At 73.7% G+C, this 18,452-nt stretch carries 16 protein-coding genes; 7 read left to right on the top strand and 9 right to left on the bottom strand.

The window, feature by feature from the left end:
- Positions 1-214: 214 nt before the first annotated feature.
- From ACSP50_RS13270 to ACSP50_RS13240, 7 genes are all read right to left on the bottom strand, one after another.
- Positions 215-802, bottom strand: coding sequence for a hypothetical protein (locus tag ACSP50_RS13270; RefSeq protein ID WP_043511413.1), 588 nt, complete (start codon positions 800-802; stop codon positions 215-217).
- 19 nt (positions 803-821) lie between these two features.
- Positions 822-2,063 (bottom strand): ABC transporter permease, encoded by a 1,242-nt coding sequence (locus ACSP50_RS13265; RefSeq protein WP_014689895.1) that lies wholly within the window; start codon positions 2,061-2,063, stop codon positions 822-824.
- Positions 2,060-2,914: an ABC transporter ATP-binding protein gene (locus ACSP50_RS13260; RefSeq protein WP_014689896.1), complete on the bottom strand. Its 855-nt coding sequence runs from the start codon at positions 2,912-2,914 to the stop codon at positions 2,060-2,062. The genes ACSP50_RS13265 and ACSP50_RS13260 overlap by 4 nt, the downstream gene beginning before the upstream one ends.
- Complete coding sequence (locus tag ACSP50_RS13255; RefSeq protein ID WP_014689897.1) at positions 2,911-4,140, bottom strand: efflux RND transporter periplasmic adaptor subunit; 1,230 nt, start codon at positions 4,138-4,140, stop codon at positions 2,911-2,913. Before ACSP50_RS13255 ends, ACSP50_RS13260 begins: the two co-directional genes overlap by 4 nt.
- Before the next feature lie 65 nt (positions 4,141-4,205).
- Entirely contained in the window at positions 4,206-5,705 is a 1,500-nt protein-coding gene (locus tag ACSP50_RS13250; protein WP_014689898.1) for a cell wall metabolism sensor histidine kinase WalK, read from the bottom strand.
- Between the two features lie 38 nt (positions 5,706-5,743).
- Positions 5,744-6,466 (bottom strand): response regulator transcription factor, encoded by a 723-nt coding sequence (locus tag ACSP50_RS13245; RefSeq protein WP_014689899.1) that lies wholly within the window; start codon positions 6,464-6,466, stop codon positions 5,744-5,746.
- A gap of 89 nt (positions 6,467-6,555) precedes the next feature.
- Positions 6,556-7,770, bottom strand: a complete 1,215-nt coding sequence (locus ACSP50_RS13240; RefSeq protein ID WP_014689900.1) for an efflux RND transporter periplasmic adaptor subunit — start codon at positions 7,768-7,770, stop codon at positions 6,556-6,558.
- A 192-nt stretch (positions 7,771-7,962) separates the two neighbouring features.
- Between ACSP50_RS13240 and ACSP50_RS13235 the strand changes: the two genes are divergently transcribed.
- Entirely contained in the window at positions 7,963-8,541 is a 579-nt protein-coding gene (locus tag ACSP50_RS13235) for a hypothetical protein (protein WP_014689901.1), read from the top strand.
- Positions 8,542-8,610: 69 nt separating this feature from the next.
- Here ACSP50_RS13235 and ACSP50_RS13230 read toward each other — a convergent pair whose 3' ends face one another.
- Complete coding sequence (locus tag ACSP50_RS13230; RefSeq protein ID WP_099344061.1) at positions 8,611-9,438, bottom strand: alpha/beta hydrolase; 828 nt, start codon at positions 9,436-9,438, stop codon at positions 8,611-8,613.
- A gap of 251 nt (positions 9,439-9,689) precedes the next feature.
- On the opposite strand from ACSP50_RS13230, the gene ACSP50_RS13225 reads away from it, so the two are divergent.
- The 4 genes from ACSP50_RS13225 to ACSP50_RS13210 all read left to right on the top strand — a co-directional run bounded on the left by ACSP50_RS13225 (position 9,690) and on the right by ACSP50_RS13210 (position 14,421).
- Positions 9,690-12,476, top strand: a complete 2,787-nt coding sequence (locus tag ACSP50_RS13225) for a LuxR C-terminal-related transcriptional regulator (protein WP_052311574.1) — start codon at positions 9,690-9,692, stop codon at positions 12,474-12,476.
- Positions 12,477-12,954: 478 nt separating this feature from the next.
- Positions 12,955-13,335, top strand: coding sequence for a hypothetical protein (locus tag ACSP50_RS13220; RefSeq protein WP_014689904.1), 381 nt, complete (start codon positions 12,955-12,957; stop codon positions 13,333-13,335).
- Between the two features lie 93 nt (positions 13,336-13,428).
- The gene (locus tag ACSP50_RS13215; RefSeq protein ID WP_155123493.1) at positions 13,429-13,764 is read left to right on the top strand and encodes a hypothetical protein; all 336 of its coding nucleotides are present in this window, start codon (positions 13,429-13,431) and stop codon (positions 13,762-13,764) included.
- A 90-nt stretch (positions 13,765-13,854) separates the two neighbouring features.
- On the top strand, positions 13,855-14,421 hold the full coding sequence (locus tag ACSP50_RS13210; protein WP_014689906.1) for a histidine phosphatase family protein: 567 nt from the start codon (positions 13,855-13,857) through the stop codon (positions 14,419-14,421).
- Between the two features lie 69 nt (positions 14,422-14,490).
- Here ACSP50_RS13210 and ACSP50_RS13205 read toward each other — a convergent pair whose 3' ends face one another.
- Positions 14,491-16,845 carry a beta-glucosidase gene (locus tag ACSP50_RS13205; protein ID WP_014689907.1) on the bottom strand — a complete coding sequence of 785 codons (2,355 nt, stop codon included), beginning with the start codon at positions 16,843-16,845 and terminating at the stop codon, positions 14,491-14,493.
- Between the two features lie 38 nt (positions 16,846-16,883).
- On the opposite strand from ACSP50_RS13205, the gene ACSP50_RS13200 reads away from it, so the two are divergent.
- Positions 16,884-17,867, top strand: a complete 984-nt coding sequence (locus ACSP50_RS13200; protein WP_014689908.1) for a LacI family DNA-binding transcriptional regulator — start codon at positions 16,884-16,886, stop codon at positions 17,865-17,867.
- Between the two features lie 103 nt (positions 17,868-17,970).
- On the top strand, positions 17,971-18,411 hold the full coding sequence (locus ACSP50_RS13195) for a hypothetical protein (protein ID WP_014689909.1): 441 nt from the start codon (positions 17,971-17,973) through the stop codon (positions 18,409-18,411).
- The last annotated feature ends 41 nt before the right edge of the window (positions 18,412-18,452 follow it).

The following is an 18,452-nucleotide window of genomic DNA, read 5'->3' as shown; positions in this document are numbered from 1 at the left end:
TGCCCGGAAGCCGACCGGGGCTGCGGCGTGGCCAGGAGCGCGCCTGGCAGCGTCCGCGGAACGCCCCCATCAACACCGGTGTGCGAGCGTTTCGCGCCCGCTGCCGGCCACACTCCTGACCTCGCCTCGCACTCGGCCGGGTTCCGGGTACGCACTAGGTCTGAGCTGGGCTCAGCCTAGGGAGAGAGAGCCGCGATCTTCAATGGGTGGTTCGTCACTTGTGCTGCGTGATGACGGATGTGGCGGCGACCGCGCCGTCGGTACCGGCCTCGCCCCGGACGGTGATCGCGTCGCCGGCCTTGACGTCGGCCAGCTTTGCCTTCTTCGCCGCGGACACGGTGGTCTTCCCGTCGGTGTTGACCGTGACCACCGTGCCGTCCGCGGTCTGCACGTAGATCGTGGTGCCGCTGACCAGCTTCACCGTGCCGGTCGTGTCGGCCGCGGCCGCCGCGGTGCCGGTGCCACCGGTCCCCGTCCCGCCCCGGCCGGTGCCGCCCTGGCCGAAGCCGCCGCCGGGGAAGCCGCTGGCACTCAGCCCGCCCGGAAAGCGGCCGCCGGGGCCCGGGAAGCCCGAGGTCGCGTTCGTCTTCGGGCCCCACTCCCGCTGCGCGTAGACGCCGCCGAGGAAGCCGCCCATCAGCAGCACGGCCGCCCCCAGCCCGATCGTCCCCCGGTTCCACCACTGCCGGGGGGCGGCCGCGGCGAGTTCCTCGGCCAGGCCCTCGTTGTCGTCGTCGCCGGGCCCGGCCGGGTCGGCGTCCGGCGCCGGGATGGTCGGCAGCACGGCGGTCTCGTCGTTCATCCGGTTCACTGGTGAGTCCTCACTCGTAGCGCAGCGCGTCGATGGGACGCAGGCGGGCGGCGCGGGCGGCGGGCAGGCCGCCGAAGAACAGCCCGATCGCGATGGACACCCCGACGGCGAGCCCGATCGAACTGGGCACGATCACCGGTTTCACGCCGACGATCGTGAAGTGGCTGCCGATCAGCGCGGCCGCCACGCCGAGGGCGCCGCCGAGCACGCTCAGCAGGGTGGCCTCGATCAGGAACTGGGTCAGGATCACCCGGCGAGGGGCGCCGAGCGCCTTGCGGATGCCGATCTCCCGGGTCCGCTCGGTCACCGTGACCAGCATGATGTTGGTGATGCCGATGCCGCCGACCAGCAGACTGATCGCGGCCACCGCGCCCAGCAGGGTGGTGAACGTGTCGGCGGTCGCGGTCTGGGTCTCCAGCAGCGACGAGGCGTTCTGGATCCGGTACGGCGTACCGCTGCCCGTGCCGTTGGTTCTACCGCCGGACGTCCGTGCGGTGGTCGACGACTTCACGCCGAGCTTCTGGTCGAGGATCGTGGCGACCTCGCTCTGCACCAGGTTCACCCTGCCGGGGTCGTTGGCCTCGACGATGATCGAGGTGAGCGCGCCGTAGCCGGAGAGCACCTGCTGCACCGCGGTGAGCGGGGCGACCGCGGTGTCGTTGGCGTCCTGGAAACCGGTCGAGCTCTTCTCCTTGAGCACCCCGATCACGGTGAACAGCGCGCCGCTCACGGTGACCTGCCTGTCGATCGGATCGACGCCGGGAAACAGTTCCTCGGCCACGGTCTGTCCGATCACCACGACCCGGCGCCCCTGGGCGACGTCGTCGGCGGTGAACGCCGCGCCCTTCTCCACCGGGGTGCTGGAGGCGCCGAACCAGGTCGGCACGGTGCCGACGAAGGTGCTCACCGAGTGGTCGGTGCCCTCGTAGGTCATGGTCGCCGAGGAGGCGCTGACCACCGGTGACACCGACTTGATGTCCGGGGCCAGCTCCGAGTTGACCAGGGCGTCGGCCATCGGCCTGGTGAGCGCGGTGCTGCTCGACCCGCCCCGGCCGGTGCTCATCACGGTAATCGTGTCGGTGCCCAGCGCCTCGATCCGGTCGCTGATCGCCTTGGCCGAGCCGTTGCCGACCGCGACCAGCAGGATCACCGCGGCCACACCGATCAGGATGCCGAGCATGGTGAGCGAGGACCGCAACTTGTTCGCCGACAACCCGCGCAGCGAGAACCGGACCACCTCGAAGAAGTTCATGCGGTGTGCCGCCCCCCGCTCCGGTCCGCGGCCGGCCGGCCATAGGTGGTCGCGGTGCCGTTCGCGCGCGCCGCGACGGCCTGCCCGGCCGGCGGGTGACCGGCGGCCACCCCCCGTACCCCGGCGTGCGCGGCCACCGCGCCGACCGGCGGCAGGTCGATCGGGGACTGCCGGACGTCGGTCACGATCGCCCCGTCGACCAGCCGGACGAGGCGTTTGGCACGGGCGCCGACCTCGTCCTCGTGCGTGATGATCACGATGGTCCGGCCGGCCGCGCTCAGGTCGTCGAAGACCTGCAGCACGTCGTCGGTGGACCTGCTGTCCAGGTTGCCGGTGGGCTCGTCGGCGAGCAGCAGGGCCGGCTCGGTGACCAACGCCCGGGCCACCGCGACGCGCTGCTGCTGGCCACCGGAGAGCTGGTTGGGCTCGTGGTCGGCGCGGTCCGCGAGACCGACGATGTCCAGGGCGGCCATCGCGCGGCGGCGCCGCTCTCCGGATTTCACCCCGGCGTACGCGAGGGGAAGCTCGACGTTGGCCACCGCCGTCGCTCGGGGAATGAGGTTGAACGCCTGGAAGATGAACCCGATGAGCCGGTTGCGGGCCAGCGCCAGCTGCGCGTCGGAGAGCGTGCCCACCTCGACGCCGTCCAGTTTGTACGATCCGACGGTGGGGATGTCCAGCGCGCCCAGGATGTTCATCAGGGTCGACTTGCCGGAGCCGGACGACCCCATGATCGCCACGTAGTCGCCGCGGTGCACGGTCATCGACACCCCGCGCAGCGCGTGCACGGTGGCCTCGCCCGTACCGTAGATCTTCTTGAGGTTCTGCACCTCGAGGACCGGACGGCTCATCGGCCGGCCCCGCCGCCGGCGCGGGCCCCGATGCCGCCGCCGAAGTTGCCGCCGCCGCCGAAGTTGCCGCCGCCGCCGGGGAAACCGGCGCCGCCGCCCGGAAAGCCCCCCTGGTTGCCGGAACCGGCGCTGGTCGAGGTGATCTTTACGGTGACCTGCTCGCCCGCGGCGAGCCCGGAGGTGATCTCGGTGGCCGAGTCGCCCTCCAGCCCGATCTCCACCGGGCGGGTCTCCGTGACGCCGTTCGCGACCACGGTGACCGTGTGCCGGTTGCCGACCGTGGTGATCGCCGCCGAGTTGACCATGAGGACGTTCGCCCTGGAGCCGGTGGTGACCACCACCGAGACGGTCTGGCCGACCTTCGCGCCGGCCGGCACCCTGTCCAGGGTCAGCGTCACGCCGTAGGTGACGACGCTGTTCGAGGTGGTGCCGGCCGGGTCGATCGCGGTCACTTCGGCGGTCTCGCTGGTGCCGCTGAGCGCGTTCCAGGTGACCGTGCCGGCCTGCTTCTCCTTCAGCCTGGTCGCGTCCGCCTCGGCGAAGCTCGCGCTGACCTGCATCCTGCTCAGGTCGGCGATCTCGACGAAGCCGGCGGACGAGGACGACGAGGACGAGGTGGTGCCCCCGCCGCCGGGTGAACCGCCACCGCCTTGCGACGACGAGGACGACGACGAGCCGGTGCCGGCGGCGGAACTGCCGACGGTGCCGGCCACCGAGGTGACCGTCCCCGCCATCGGCGCCTTCAGCGTGGTCCCGGCGACCCCGGCGGCCGCGTCGGTGACCGCGAGCTTGGCCGTGGTGACCGAGTTCTCCGCGTCGGTGGTGTCGGAGCCGGCGGTCTGGGCGCGGTCCCACGCGTCGTTCGCGGCATCCAGGTTCGCCTGCGCCTCGGCCAGCGCCCGCTTCGCCGCGGCCGGGTCGACCTTCGCCAGCACCTGGCCCTTCCTGACCCGGTCACCCACCTTGACGTCGATCTCGGTGACCGTTCCGCTGGTCTCGAAGCTGGCGCTCGCGGTGCTGGCACTCTCCACGGTGCCGTCCGCGGTCACCGTCCTGGTGACCGTGCCCTGCTGGACCGACACCGTCCGGTCGGAGGCCGCGGCGGCCGTCGCGCCGGCGTCGGAGGAGGAGAATGTCTCGTACACCGTGATGGCACCGGCGACGAGCACGACGCCGATCACGGCGTTGACCACCAGGGACGGGTGGCGGCTCAGGCGTACCTTCATGGCCGTCACTCTGGTGGCGCGGCCTGGGAGGAGATTCGGCGCAACCTCGGAGCCAGCTCAGAATCTCACGGCGCGTCACCGATCGACGGGAGCAGTACCCGGAAGGTGGCGCCGCCGCCGGGCGTGTGGTGCAGCTCCACCCAGCCGCCGTGGCCGTGCACGATCGCCGCCACGATGGCCAGGCCGAGCCCGGAACCACCGCCCTTGCCGCGGTTCCGGCTGGCGTCCGCGCGGTAGAGGCGCTCGAAGATCCGTGCCGCGTGCTCGTCCGGCACGCCGGGGCCGTCGTCCTCCACCTCCAGCACCGCCAGCGGCAATCCATCACGGAAAGTGATCGAGCCGGAGCAGGCCGCAGCCTCGTCGGCGGGTCCGGCGACGGTGTGCCCGACCCGGACGGTGACCCGGGTTCCGGCCGGGGTGTGGTTCAGCGCGTTGGCGACCAGGTTGGTGGCCACCTGCCGCAGCCCGTGGTCGTCGCCGAGCACGGTGGCCGGCTCGAAGGTGTCCGCGTCGTCGCTGAGCCCGGAGAGCAGCACCGGACGCTCGGGCACCCGGGCGCGCGCATCCCGGATGGTGTCCGCGGCGATCTCCAGCAGGTCGACCGGGCGCAGGTCGAGGGTGCGCTGCCGGTCCATCCGGGCCAGCATCAGCAGGTCCTCGACCAGCACACCCATCCGGCCGGCCTCGGCCTCGATCCGGCTCATCGTCTCGTCCAGCCGCGGGCCGGGCGGGGCGCCGCCGCGCCGGTACAGCTCGGCGAAGCCGCGGATCGAGGTGAGCGGGGTGCGCAGCTCGTGCGAGGCGTCCGCGACGAACTGCCGCAACCGCTGCTCGGACGCGGTCCGGGCGGTCACCTCGGTCTCGATCCGGGTGAGCATCGAGTTGAGCGCCAGACCCAGCCGGCCCGGCTCGGTGTGCGGGTCCGCGCCCGGCACCCGCAGCGACAGGTCACCGCCGGAGATGTCCGCGGCGGCGTGCTCCATCTCGGTGAGCGGGCGCAGACCGACCCGGACCACGAACGCGGCGCCGAGCCCGAGCAGGCCCAGGATGAGCAGCAGCACCCCGGCGTCGATGGTGATCAGCTTGCCGGTGGTCTGCCGCACCTCGTCCAGTGAGGAGCCGAACAGCACATACCTGCCGCTGGTGCCGACCGGGAGCGCGAACAGCCGCCAGTCGGTGCCGTCGGCGCTGGTCACCGTGTAGGGCAGCCGGGTGGCGGCGCGCGTCCTGACCTGCTCGAAGGTGGGCACCGCGGGCTTGCCGGGGTCGGCCGTGCTGCTGTTCTCGGTGTCGAGCGTGCCGTCGGCGGCGAACAGGTAGGACACCTGCTCGGGGCCGATCCGGAAGCCACGGCGGGCGACGAAGCCGCCGGACGGCGGGGTCGCGAACTCCATCGGCCGGGCCATGCCGGTGAGCTGTCTGTCGATCCGGTCCAGCAGGTAGCCGCGGATCAGCACGACGCCGGCGACGTTCGCGGCGAGCAGCGCGATCGCGGCGAGCACGCCGACCACCAGAGCGAGGCGGGACTGCAGCGTCCAGTGCCGCCAGCGCAGCGTCACTCCCATCCGACCGCCCCGCCCACCGCCCCCGAGCGGAATGACACCTATTCCCCCTCGCGCGGCAACCGCAAGGCGTAGCCGACGCCCCGCACGGTGTGGATCAACGCCGGCTCGGTCCGGTCGATCTTGCGACGCAGATAGTAGACGTAGGACTCGACGATCCGGCCGTCCCCGCCGAAGTCGTACTTCCACACCCGATCCAGGATCTGTGCCTTGCTGACCACCCGGCCCGCGTTGATCATCAGATATCGCAGCAGGTTGAACTCGGTCGGGGACAGCTCGATCAGACGGCCCGCCCGGCGCACCTCGTGGGCGTCCTCGGCCAACTCCAGGTCGGCGTACCGGAGCACCCCGGTGTCCGGTTTCGGTTCCTCCGGCCGGCTGCGCCGCAGGATGGCGCGGATCCGTAGGACGACCTCCTCCAGGCTGAACGGCTTGGTCACGTAGTCGTCGGCACCGGCCGAGAGCCCGACGATCCGGTCCTCGACCGCGTCGCGCGCGGTGAGGAACAGCACCGGGGTCCGGGAGCCGGCGGCACGCAACCGCCGGGCCACCTCGAACCCGTCCACATCCGGCAGCATCACGTCGAGCACGATCAGGTCGGGCTCGAATTCGCTCACCGCGACCAGGGCGGCGTGCCCGGTCTCGGCGACCCGCACGTCGAAGGCGACAAGCCGCAGAGTGGCGCTGAGCAGCGCGGAGATGTTCGGCTCGTCGTCCACGACGAGGACGCGGGTGGCCCGCGCCGACGCGTCGCCGACGGTCATGGGGTAACGGGTTTCGGATAGCACCGCACAGAAGTACCAATGTTTTCTTTGAATCGGCTATGAGGCGGCTGTCCGGCCCGCCTCACCGATCACCAGGATCGCGACACCGGATCCCCCTCCACCAGTCCGGAGGTGATCTCGGTGTACCGGTCGCCCCGCAGGCCGATCCGCACGCTCACCTCGGCGCCGTTCTTCTGGACCGTGCCGGACGTGCCGGCCACGTCGTGCACCGCCGTGCTGGGCACCCGCAGCACGGCGGCCCGGCTGCCGGTGGTCACCCTCACCTGGGCGCTCTGCCCGACCAGCAGGTCCTTCGGCGCGTCGGCGAAGGCGAGCACCACGCCGAACGTCGTCAGCGTGCCGTCGCTGGTGCCGACCGGGTCGACCACCACCAGGGTGGCGGCGAACGTCTCGCCCGGCTTGTCGGCCAGGGTGATCACCGCCTTCTGCTGAACCGCCAGATGGTCGGCGTCGGCCTCCGGGAACGACGCGGTGATCTGCATGTCGTAGATGTCGGCCAGGCTGATGAACGTCGACCCGGAGCTGACCCGGCTGCCGACCTTGCCGCCGACGCTCAGGATCCGCCCCGGGATCGGCGCGGTGATGGTGGCGCCGGCCAGGGCATCCTCCCTCTCCTGCAGGGTGACCTCGGCCGCGTTGACCCGCTGCTGGGCGCTGAGGATCTGGTCCCCGCCGCCGTTCTGCCCGCCCTGTCGGGTGGTGCCGCCGCCGTTCGCGGAACAGTTCGTCCCGGTGCCGGTGCCGCCCTGGGCCGGCGCCTTCGTCGGTGTCACGGTCGCGGTCCTCGACGGCCGCGCGGACGCCGACGGGCTGGGCGAGGACGACGGCGAGGGCGAGGGGCTCACCCGGTACGCCGCGGCCGCGACACATGACGTCGTCGTCGAGGAGGTCGCGCCGGCGCTCTTCTTCGCCGCGGTCAGCGCGTCCTCGGCGTCATCCAGCGCGGACTGCGCGTCGTCGACCGCCTGCCGCGCGTCGTCGTCGTCCACCGTGGCGAGCACCTGGCCCGCGGTGACCGTCGTGCCGGCCCGCACCTTGACCGTCTCCACGGTGCCGGCCACCGCGAACGACAGGCTGCGCGTCTGCGCCGCGGCCAGCGTCCCGGTGGTGGCCACCTCGGTGCTGACCGCGCCCCGGTCCACCGCGACGGTCTCGGCCGCCTTCGTCTTCGCCCCGCCACCCGCCGTCATCGCCCGCACCACCGCGTAGCCGAGCACCGCGAGCACGACGACGGTCACGCCGAGCCAGATCCCACGCCGGCGACCGGCCAGTGCAACACCCATGGTCGAGGAGTCTGGCCACCGGTCCTCGCGGCGGCCTCGGTCCCGCCTCGGAGTTCCCTGGGAGCCGCGATGCCGGCTCAAAGGAGATTCCCAGGCTCGTCCGACCTTCCGCATAGGAAGCCGGGGTTCGCTGTGCCGTCGTGTCCCGCCGCGTTCTTCCCCGGGCGGGCCCGTGTCGATGAGGAGACGATGATGCCGGTAGTCAAGTCGAAGGCGGCCCGCCGGATCGCGGCGTGCGCGGCGGTGGCGTTCGTCTCGGTGGCCTTCACCGCGGCGTGCGGCGGCAAGGACGGCGGCACCGGCACGTCGACCGGCGCGACCGGACAGAACGGCGGCGGCAACAACGCGGCGTTCACGGCGTACGCCGCATGTCTGGCGAAGAACGGCGTCACGATCACCCTGCCGTCGTTCGGGCCGGGCAACGGCCCGCGCCCTTCCGGTGGCGCGCGCCCGTCCGGCATGCCGCGCCCCTCGGGCAGTTTCGGCGCCGGCGGCCGGGGCGGCTTCCCGGGTGGCGGCGGCTTCTTCCAGAAACCGGCGGACGTGGACGAGGCGACCTGGACCAGGGCACAGGAGGCGTGCGCGTCGGTGCGGCCCAGCTTCGGCGGGCGCGGCAACGGCGGGGGCGGCGGGGCGAACGCCGCGTACCGGGACTGCCTGAAGAAGAACGGCGTCACCGACGTGGCCGATCCGAACCCGTCGGATGCCACCACCGAGAAGGCGATCGAGACCTGCAAGGTGCTGCGGCCGTCGGCGGCGCCGAGCTCCTGACCGCACCCTGATCCCCGTGCCGGCGTCGGTTGCCCCCCGTCTGACGACGCCGGCACGGTCCTGTCCGGATCAGCCGGCGGACAGCGGGCAGGTGCTGCGGTACGCCGAGACCAGCACGCTGCTCGGCCCCGGGCAGATGAACTGGTCGTAGCGGGTGTCGTTGTCGACGAACCGCTTGAGCCAGGCCACCGCCTCCACCGCGGTCGTGGTGTTCACCGTCTGCGGGAAGAAGTGGCTCTGCCCGGCCAGCTCCAGGTACGCCTTCTCGGACGACGCCGGGATGGTGGTGTAGAACGGGATCGAGTGGCTCGCCACCGGCGCGATGGTGTCCGACTGTCCGCCGACGATCAGCGTCGGAACCTTGATGCCGGTCCACGACTTGGTCAGGTCCCATGGCGCCAGCGGCACCGCGGCCTGCAACGACGGCCGGTCGTTGGCCGCCTCCAGGCTGCCGCCGCCGCCCATCGAGTGCCCGGCGACGGCGAGCCGGCTGGCGTCCACCCGGTTGCGTACCGTGCTGCTCCTGGTCAGGTAGTCGAGAGCGGCCAGTAGCTGCCGCCCGCGGGAGTCGGGCTGGTCGAGCGTACTCAGCGTCTCGATGCCGATCACCACGAAGCCGTGCGAGGCCAGGCGGGGTCCCAGCCACGAGATGCTGGACCAGTACGCCGTGTAACCGGGCGAGATCGCGATCCCGCCGAAGGTGCCGTCGGCCGTGCTGGTCGGGTAGTAGATGACGCCGCCGCCGAAGCCGGACACGCTCGACCGGGAGACGGACACCTGGGAGACGGCGTACGGACCGCTGGCCGCCTGCAGGGCGGCCAGGGTCGGGGCCGGGCCGCGCTGGTACGGGTTGTCGGCCGCGTGCGCGGCGGTGGCGCCGAGTGGTGCGGAGAGCATCAGGGCGGCGGCGGCCGTCGCCAGCAGTCGCTTCCAAGATCGGTGCACGTCGAACACTCCTTCACCTGGGGAAACGGATCGACGAGCGCCAGTCTGCGCAGCGCCGGACGAGCCGCGCATCGGCGAAATCACCGGCTTCGTGTCATCAGGGCGCAACATCCCGGAAATTTCACCCCTTGCACGACATCGATGTCCTTCTTTCGATGCGACGCGCGAGGGGGAACACTCACGACATGTTTCATGCACCGCTAGTGCAAGAAGTTCAGCGGCTGCTCACCGCTGCCGAGGCCGGCCACGGCGGCGCCCTCCTGCTCTGCGGCGCCCCCGGCTCCGGCCGCACCACCCTGCTGCGCACCGCCGCCGCCCTCGCCGGCGGCTGGACGGTCCACGAACTCGCCGGCTACGCCAGCGAGACCGCCCGGCCCGGGGCCGCCCTCCGCCGCCTCACCGCCGGACGGTCACTGCACCACCATCTGCGTACGACGTCGGCCCACCGCCCGCTCCTGCAGCTGCTGGACGACGCCCACCTGCTCGACGCACCGTCGCTGCGGGCCATCGCGCACGCCGCGCACCGCCTCACCACCCTGCCGGTCGTGATCCTGGCCGCCGGCCCGCCCGGGCTCACCGCCGGCGACCTGCCGACCCGCCGCATCCCGCCGCTCACCCCCGAGCAATGCCGCACCCTGCTCGGCGCACACGCCCCCGACCTCGCCGACGACGTGGCGATCGCGCTGATCAGGATCGCCGGCGGCAACCCGGCGGCACTCACCGACCTGGCCACCGGGCTCACCCCGGCGCAGCGCCGCGGATACGAACCGCTGCCGGCCACCCTGGCACCGGACCACCCGCAGCGCCTGCGGCTGCGTACCGAGCTGGACGCCCTGCCCGAACCAACCCGGCGACTGCTGCTGCTGGCCGCCGCCGGGCCGCCCACACCCCTGCCCGACCTGCTCGACGCCGCCGACGCCGGGCTCGCCGACCTGCTGCCCGCCGAACACGCCGGCCTGGTCACCGTCGACGACACCACGGTGCGGTTCGGGTCGGAACTCGCGCGGGCCACGACGTACCGCGAGATGTCCGCCATCGCGCGCCGCGCCGCGCACCTGGCACTGGCCGAAGTCTCGGCCGCGCGCGGCCGCCGCCTCGACACCCTCCTGCACCGCGCCGCCGCCGCGACCACCACCGGCCTCGGGACCCCCAGCGGCCTCGCCACCCCCAGCGGCCTCGCGACCCCCAGCGGCGTCGTGATTCCCACCGGCCCCGCCACCCCCACCACCGAGGCCGCCGCCTCCGGGATCTCCGCTCCCCCGGCCGCCGTCTTTCCGATCTCCGGCGCCTCGGTCGCGGCCACTCCGATCTCCGGCGCCGGGGTCGCGGCCGGCGCCGGCGGCGGGCAGGGCGCGGCGCTCGCCGCCGAACTCATGGCGGCCGGCGCGCTCGCGGCGCCAGCCGAGGCGACAGAGGCTTTCCGGTACGCCGCGGATCTGGCCGCCACGCCCGCCGACCGGGACGCCGCGCTGCTCGCCGCCGCCCGGGCCGCCTGGCTCGCCGGCCGCCCCCACCAGGCCGGGCTGCTGATCCGCCGCGCCGAACGCGCCGCGGCCGACTCGCCCGGGCAGCGGATCGGCGCCGCCCGCACCCGGCTGCGCGCCCGCGGTCTGGCCGCGGAGATGCGGCCGGACGAACCCGCCTCCCGCGACATCCTCCTCGACGTGGCCGCGGAACTCGGCGACGCGGACCCACTCGCCGCCCTGGACGCGCTGTCGCTGGCCGGGGAGGCCGCCGGGCTGGCCGCGGAGCGGGACCGGTTTGCGACCCTGGCCCGCCGGATCATGGCCGGCCGGCGCGGCGACGAGACACCGGCGGTCACCATGGCGTACCACCACGTGGCCGGGCTCGCCGAGATCGCCGGCCGCGACGAGGCCGCCGCGTTCCGCCGTTTCCGCCGCGAACTGGACCTGGCCGGAGCCGTCACCGAACCCGTCCCGCTGATCCGCGCCGCCACCGCCGCCATCCTGGTCGGCGACGCCCGCCTCGCGGCCGCCTCGGCCGGACGCGCCGCGACGCTGGCCGGGGCGGCCGGCGCGCACAGCCTGGTCCCGCGCGCCCTGGAACTCGCCGCGCTCGCCGGGATGGCCGCCGGCGACTACGACGCCGCCACGAACGCCGCCCTCGACGGGGTCGCGATCGCCCGGGGCACCGGCCAGAGCGCGCTCGCCGGCCAGCACCTCGGCCTGCTCGCGGTGCTCGCCGCCCTGGTCGGCGACCGCGACAACGGCCGGCACCGCATCGACGCGGCGACCGGTACCGACCAGGCCCGGCCGCTGTGCGAATGGGCGCTGGCGCTGCTCGACCTGGTCGACGGCCGGCAGCGGGCCGCGGCGCTGCGGCTGCAGACCATCGTCGCCGGCCCACCGGCCCGCGGGTCGGTGCTGCTGCGCGTCGCGGTCGTCCCGCACCTGCTGGAAGCCGCCGGCCCGGAGCCCGCCCTGCACCCGGTGGCGGCCGCCTTCGACGCCTGGGCCGGACGAACCGGACAGGACGGCTGGCTCGCCCTGCGCGACCGCTGCCGGGCCCTGCGCACCGGGGACGCCGAGGCCGCCGAAGCGCACTTCCACGCGGCGCTGCACCGGGTGGGGGAAGGCGGATTCCCGCGGGCGCACACCGAACTGCTGTACGGCCGGCTGCTCCGCCGCCGGCGCCGCCACGTCGCCGCCCGCGAACATCTGCGCCGGGCCGCGGAGACCTTCCGGCTGCTGGGCGCCGAACCGTGGGCGGCGCAGAGCGTCCGCGAGCTGCGGGCGGCCGGCGAACGCCCCGGGGCCGGCACCCCGTCCCGGCCCGCCGGCACCGCCCCCGGCCTGACCGCCCAGCAGGAACGGATCGCGGCCCTGGTCGCCGCCGGCGCCACCAACCGTGAGGTGGCCCAGGAGCTGCATCTCAGCCCCCGCACCGTCGACCACCACCTGCGCAACGTCTTCACCCGCCTGGGCGTCCGCTCCCGCACCGAGATGGCCCACCTGCTGGCCACCCGCTGAACTCGCCTTCGAGATGGCGGCACCGACGCGTCCAGGGAACGGTTCGCGGAGGCACTCTGCACGCCGGCACTCTCACCGCCGCCGGAAACACCGGAGGCCGTCGGCCGGGCGGGTCGTTGTGCCGCCGATCGTCAGAGCGCCGTCCCTGGACGTGCGGCACGGTAGAGGCGAGCGGGAGCCAGGGGCCGTGTCACGAGTAGCGAAGCTGGCCGGCACCGCCGGGCCCGGTGAGGACCGAAGCGGTGGCCAGCCGGCGACGAGGGACCGGCGACTCCCCCCGCTCGGGTGAGCCGGATCGGCGGGTTGACAGCGCGCGGGCGGGGGCTGGTTGACCGGATTGGCGCCATCCGCGTGGAGCGACTTTGTGCGGCACTGTGCGTATGGGCTGGTCACACTCTGGTGTCGGAAAGGTGGCGGAGGGTGCGCGTGACAGCGTCGGCGAAGATGTCCGCGGAGCGTGAGTACGGGGGTACCGCAGATGATTGTCGTGCTGGTGGCGATGCTCGGCCTGGTGGCCGCGCTCGCCCTGGTGTTCTGGCCGTGGCCGGCGGGCCGGCGGGTGACCGGCGAGCGCCGGGAGACTCGGGCCGAACCGGGGCGCCGGGAGGATCGGGAGACCCGGGAGGATCGGGAGCGCCGGGAGAAGCGGGATCGGCGCGCGTCGCGGGCCCGGCGGGTGTCCCGGGGCCGGGTCGCGCCGCCGCCATTGCGGCTTCCGGACAGCCTGGAGGGTGTGCTCACCGTCCAGCTGATGACCGGCGAGATCGACAGCCAGCAGTACATTCGGGCCCTGGAGCGGATCGCCGCCCGGGACGAGCGCCGGCACCCGATGTCGGTGCCGCCCGACTGCCGTCCCTGAGGCCCGCCGACCGCGGGCGGAGTCCGGCGGAGGTCGTTTTCTCTTGCCGGGATGAGGTATAGACACAGTGCCGCGGTGGGTACGACGCCCGCCATGAGCGCTGAGGGGATGATCGCCATGTTTCTGGCCGTGCTGATCGGCAGCACGATCGCCGCCCTGGCGGTCACCTTCTGGCCGCAGCGGCACGGCGGACCGTCCGGCCTGTTCGCCGGGCCGGGGCCGGCCACCGGTCCGGGCCCGCTCTCCGCCGTCCTGCTGCCGGTCGCCACCGTGATCCCGCCGATGCCGGAGAGCACCGAGGGCATCCTGATCGCCCAGCTGATGCGGGGCGAGCTCAGCGCGGAGCAGTACCGGCACGCGATGTCCGGGATCGCCGCCCGCGAGGAGGGCCACAGCCCGATGCCGCTGCCGGGGGCACTGCCCGACTGAGGCGGTCCGGGCAGGTGATCCCGGTCAGGCCGGGTGGGTGACGCGGCCGCCGGGTGGCAGGGTGGTGCCCGGCGAACGGAAGGCGGGGACATGGCGGAGATCGTGCTGATCCGGCACGGGCAGACGGAGTGGAGCGCCAACGGGCGGCACACGTCGTACACCGATCTGGCATTGACGGCCGAGGGGGAAGCGCAGGCGCGCCGCGCCGGCGAGCGTCTCGGCGGGCGGACCTTCGCGGCGGTGATCTCCAGTCCACGGCGGCGGGCGCTGCGGACCGCGGAGCTGGCCGGGCTGACGGTCACCGAGGTGACCGAGGATCTGGCCGAGTGGAATTACGGGGAGTACGAGGGGATCACCACCAGGCAGATCCGGGAGAGCCGCCCGGACTGGTCACTCTGGGTGCACGGCTGCCCGGGCGGGGAGTCACCGGAGCAGGTCGGCGAGCGGCTCGACCGGGTGCTGGCCCGGGCCCGGGCGATCGACGGTGATGTCGCGCTGGTCGGGCACGGGCACAGCCTGCGGGTGACCGGGGCGCGCTGGGTCGGGCTGCCGGCCGGCGCCGGCGGGCTGCTCAAGCTGGACACCGCGACCGTGTCGGTGCTGGGTTGGGAGCATGCCGTCGACCCGGTGCTGGCCAGCTGGAACGCGCCCTGCTGACGGTCCGCCTCATCGGGCGGGCGGCCCGTCATCGCAGGACGGTTGCGATGACGGGCCGGCCCCGCCCGGTCACAGGGTGGCTCTGATGTCGCCCAAGCCGCGAGCGATCAGCAATTGTCCACCGGAAGCACGCTCCCATACTCCGGACGTGGTATTCCACACACGCCACATCCGGCTGTCAAGCGTGACGGTGACCCGCGCCGACTCGCCGGAGGCGACCGTGACCGGGGTCCAGCCGGCCAGCCGCACCGGCTGCGCCGGGTCGTCCGGCTGCAGGTAGACCTGCACGACCTCACGGCTGGTGCGGCTGCCGGTGTTGGTGACCGTGACGGCCACGGCGGCCGGGTCGCCGTCGACGCGGCGGGCGTCGGCGTACTCCCAGGTGCCGTAACCGAGACCGTGCCCGAACCAGAAGGCCGGTTCGGGCGCGCGCCCCGCGTGATGTCCGCGGTATCCGATGAACGGCCCTTCGTCGTACGCGAGCTTCCCGTCCACCGGGGTCACCGACCAGGCCGGGGATTTCCCGTCGGCGGCCGGGAAGGTGGTGACCAGCCGCCCGGCCGGTTCGATGTCGCCGAACAGCGCCGCGGCCACCGCGTGCCCGCCCTCCTGGCCGGGCAGCCCGGCCCAGAGCACCGCGTCGACCCGGGACAGCCAGGGCATCAACACCGGGGTGGCGGCGTTGACCACCACGACGGTCCGGCGGGCCGCCCCGGCGACCGCCTCGACCAGCGCGTCCTGGGCGCCGGGCAGCGCGAGGGTGGTCTTGTCGACGGACTCGGTCTCCTGCTCCTCGGTCAGGCCGACGACGACCACGGCGACCTCCGCCCCGGCCGCTGCCCGGACCGCCTCGTCGAGCACGTCGACGGCCGGGCGGGGCGCGGTGTGCGCGAGGAGACCGAACAGTCCGGTGTTCGCGAACGAACCGCCGGAAAGCAGCCGGACCCGCGCGGTCAGGATGTCGCCCGCGGTGGTCTCGAAGCGATCGACGCGCAGCGGCGGAGCGAGGACGGCCTCGCCGAAGCCGTTCCCGGTGAGATCCAGGTGGTAGTCGACGCGGCTCTCGCCGACGGTGACGGTCCAGGTGCCGGCGCCCAGCGCGCCGAGCTCGACCGTCCCGCCCCCGGTGATCCGGCCGGTGAGCTCCGCGGTGTGCACCACGCCGTCGAAGTCGTCGTCCATTCCGATCATGGTGGTGGCCTGGGCGCAGAACCGGCTCTCCAGTTCGGTCCCGGCGGCCTCGAACATCCGGACCCGGATGCCCGGCCGGCCGGTCTGCGGGTCGGTGAGGAAACCGCCGCGGGCCGGTACCGGGCGGGTCCGCACCTCGACCCCGTCGGCGATCACCGCACCGGGCAGCGCTTCCGCGATGCTGACCTGGTAGGGCGGGTTGACCTGCGCCGAACCGCCACCCATGTCGATGGTCTGCAGCGCGTGCCGGCCGATCACCGCGATCCGCGTGTCCCGGGCCAGGGGCAGCACGGCGCCCTCGTTGCGCAGGACCGTCATGCCGCTCGCGGCCAGGCGGGTGAGCTGCTCCCGCCGGAGGGCGGAAGCCGGCGCCGGCAGGCCGGCCGGGTACCCCCGCGGGGTGCCGAGCGCGCCGACCCGCTCGGCGAGCAGCAGCAGCCGGTTCAGGTGGTCGTCGATCACCGCCTCGTCGACCTCGCCGCGCCGGACCGCCGCGACCAGCGCGTCGCCCCACGGGCCGGCCGGGCCGGGCATGACCAGGTCGAGCCCGCCGTTCGCCGAGGCCGCGGTGGTCCTGGTGGCGAACCAGTCGGACATGATCAGCCCGCGGTAGCCCCACTCACCCTTGACGATCTCGTTGTTGACGTGCCGCTGCTCGGTCGCCGCGGCGCCGTTGACGTCGTTGTAGGCGGCCATCATCGTCCAGGCGTCGGCCTCCTCGACGGCTATCTCGAAGGGCAGCAGGTAGACCTCGCGCAGGGTGGCCTCGTCGACGACGCTGTCCACCGTGGTGCGATCGGTCTCCGACTCGTTGGCGACCAGGTGCTTGAGACAGGCGGCCACCCCCTGGTCCTGCATGCCGCGCACATACGCCGCGGCGAGTCTGCCGGTGAGCAGCGGATCCTCCGAGTACGCCTCGAAGAGCCGGCCGCCGAGCGGGCTGCGGTGCAGGTTGATGGTGGGGCCCAGGACGACGTGGATCCGCTGGGCCAGCGCCTCCTCGGCCAGGAGCCGGCCGACCTCGTACGCCGCGTCGGGGTCCCAGGCCGAGGCGAGCAGCGTCGCGTTCGGGAAGAGGGCGACCACCCGGCCGCCGCTGAACTTGAGGCCACGCACCCCGGTCGGCCCGTCGGAGAGCCGGATCTCGTGCAGGCCGATCCGCGGCTCCGGGGCGAGCGTGAAGGTGGTCGCGCCGGTGAGGAGGGCGACCTTGGCGGCGAGGTCGAGAGTCATCCATCCATACTGACACGTGTAAGTAGTAAAGTCACCCCATGCCCGAGCCCCGCCGGATCACCAGCGCCGACGTCGCCCGCCGGGCCGGGGTCTCCCGGGCCACGGTCAGCTACGTCCTCAACAACACCAGCGGCCAGAGCATCTCCCCGGCCACCCGCGACCGCGTCCTGCAAGCCGCCGCCGGCCTCGGCTATGCCCCGTCCGCCGCCGCCCGCACCCTCCGCACCGGACGCTCCGACGTGGTCCTCTGCCTGCTCCCCGACTGGCCGATCGGCAACGAGGTCGGCAACCTGCTCGGCAACCTGTCCACCGCGCTCGCCCGGGAGGGACTCACCTTCGTCGCCCACCCCGGCAGCCGCGAGGACCGGCCGATCGCCGAGATCTGGAAGGCGCTCACCCCGGCGGCGGTGCTGTCGTTCACCGACTTCTCCGACGACGAACGCGAGGCGATGCGGGCCGCCGGCGTCGCCCTCGTCGTCGCGCTGCTCGGCCGGCCCGGGCGGCACGGGCGGGAGCTGGAGGTCCCGCAACAACTCGTCGGACGACGACAGGCCGAGCACCTTGCCGGTACGGGTCATCAGCGGCTCGGATACGCCTACCCGGACGATCCGCGTCTGCAGATCTTCGCCGACCCCCGCCTCGCGGGCGTGCGCGCCGCGGCACCGGTCGACCCGGTCGTGCGGGTCGTCCCGCTCGACGCCGCGCAGGCGTCCGCGGCGGTCGCCCGCTGGTGCGCCGACGGGGTCACCGCGATCTGCGCGTACAACGACGAGGTGGCGCTGGCCGTGCTCGCCGGGGCGCGGCGGCTGGGGCTGGCCGCACCGACCGACGTCGCGGTGATCGGCGTCGACGACATCCCGGCGGCCCGCCTCGCGGTGCCCCCGCTGACCACGGTGACCACCGACCAGCTGACGCTGGCGGCGCACCTGGCCACCACGGTGGTGGCGGCGGTCGGCGGCCGGGCGGCCCCGCCACTGCCCACCGGCGACCTCATCCAGCTGGTCGTCCGCGACTCCGCCTGAGCCCCGCGGCTGCCAACCAACGCACAGGCGGGGCACACGGCCCCTTCAGGCTGGGGGCGAATCGTGAACCCATCACGAGGGACCCACCGAGGGGATGACCACCATGATCGAAGAGCTCACGCGGGCGGCCCAGCCCACCACCGTGACCCCGGCCCCGGCCCCGGCCGCCGATCCGGTGGTCGCGGTCCTCGGCCAGCGGAGCCGGGTCGGCGCCCTTCCGCAGCACCTGCCCTCCGGCTGGTCGGTCCGCGCCCTGACGGTCCTCGACGACGCCCGCCCCGGCGAGATCATCCTGCTCAGCGGCGCCCGGGTCGAGGACGTCCGGCAGGCCCGGGTCACCCTGCCCCGCGCCAGCCGGATCGTCGTCCTCATCGACGAGTGGGCCCCGGCCGCGCTGGTCGCCGGCATCCTCACCGCCGGCGCCGACGTGTGCGTCCGCGGCGGCCACCCGGCGATCCTGGCCGGCCACCTGGTCGCCTGCCGCCGCCGCCAGCTCGCCGAGCGCTGGGCCACTCTGGATCCGGCCCGCACGTCGAATATCTGATCTACCGGGTACGGTCTACGGGCTTCGTCCGTACCCGGGGA

Origin of the sequence: Actinoplanes sp. SE50/110 (genome assembly GCF_900119315.1) — a bacterium.
Classification (GTDB): domain Bacteria; phylum Actinomycetota; class Actinomycetes; order Mycobacteriales; family Micromonosporaceae; genus Actinoplanes.
Note: the sequence above shows the minus strand (reverse complement) of the source record. Positions and strands in the feature narration are given on the sequence as shown.

Excerpts from the sequence above, each read along its gene's own strand:
- ACSP50_RS13220 (WP_014689904.1), top strand. The coding sequence starts at position 12,955 with ATGATTGTCGTGCTGGTGGCGATGCTCGGCCTGGTGGCCGCGCTCGCC.
- ACSP50_RS13260 (WP_014689896.1), bottom strand. The coding sequence starts at position 2,914 with ATGAGCCGTCCGGTCCTCGAGGTGCAGAACCTCAAGAAGATCTACGGT.
- ACSP50_RS13210 (WP_014689906.1), top strand. The coding sequence starts at position 13,855 with ATGGCGGAGATCGTGCTGATCCGGCACGGGCAGACGGAGTGGAGCGCC.
- ACSP50_RS13215 (WP_155123493.1), top strand. The coding sequence starts at position 13,429 with ATGAGCGCTGAGGGGATGATCGCCATGTTTCTGGCCGTGCTGATCGGC.
- ACSP50_RS13250 (WP_014689898.1), bottom strand. The coding sequence starts at position 5,705 with ATGGGAGTGACGCTGCGCTGGCGGCACTGGACGCTGCAGTCCCGCCTC.
- ACSP50_RS13230 (WP_099344061.1), bottom strand. The coding sequence starts at position 9,438 with ATGCTCTCCGCACCACTCGGCGCCACCGCCGCGCACGCGGCCGACAAC.
- ACSP50_RS13205 (WP_014689907.1), bottom strand. The coding sequence starts at position 16,845 with ATGACTCTCGACCTCGCCGCCAAGGTCGCCCTCCTCACCGGCGCGACC.
- ACSP50_RS13200 (WP_014689908.1), top strand. The coding sequence starts at position 16,884 with ATGCCCGAGCCCCGCCGGATCACCAGCGCCGACGTCGCCCGCCGGGCC.
- ACSP50_RS13270 (WP_043511413.1), bottom strand. The coding sequence starts at position 802 with ATGAACGACGAGACCGCCGTGCTGCCGACCATCCCGGCGCCGGACGCC.
- ACSP50_RS13245 (WP_014689899.1), bottom strand. The coding sequence starts at position 6,466 with ATGACCGTCGGCGACGCGTCGGCGCGGGCCACCCGCGTCCTCGTCGTG.
- ACSP50_RS13235 (WP_014689901.1), top strand. The coding sequence starts at position 7,963 with ATGCCGGTAGTCAAGTCGAAGGCGGCCCGCCGGATCGCGGCGTGCGCG.
- ACSP50_RS13255 (WP_014689897.1), bottom strand. The coding sequence starts at position 4,140 with ATGAAGGTACGCCTGAGCCGCCACCCGTCCCTGGTGGTCAACGCCGTG.
- ACSP50_RS13240 (WP_014689900.1), bottom strand. The coding sequence starts at position 7,770 with ATGGGTGTTGCACTGGCCGGTCGCCGGCGTGGGATCTGGCTCGGCGTG.
- ACSP50_RS13195 (WP_014689909.1), top strand. The coding sequence starts at position 17,971 with ATGATCGAAGAGCTCACGCGGGCGGCCCAGCCCACCACCGTGACCCCG.
- ACSP50_RS13265 (WP_014689895.1), bottom strand. The coding sequence starts at position 2,063 with ATGAACTTCTTCGAGGTGGTCCGGTTCTCGCTGCGCGGGTTGTCGGCG.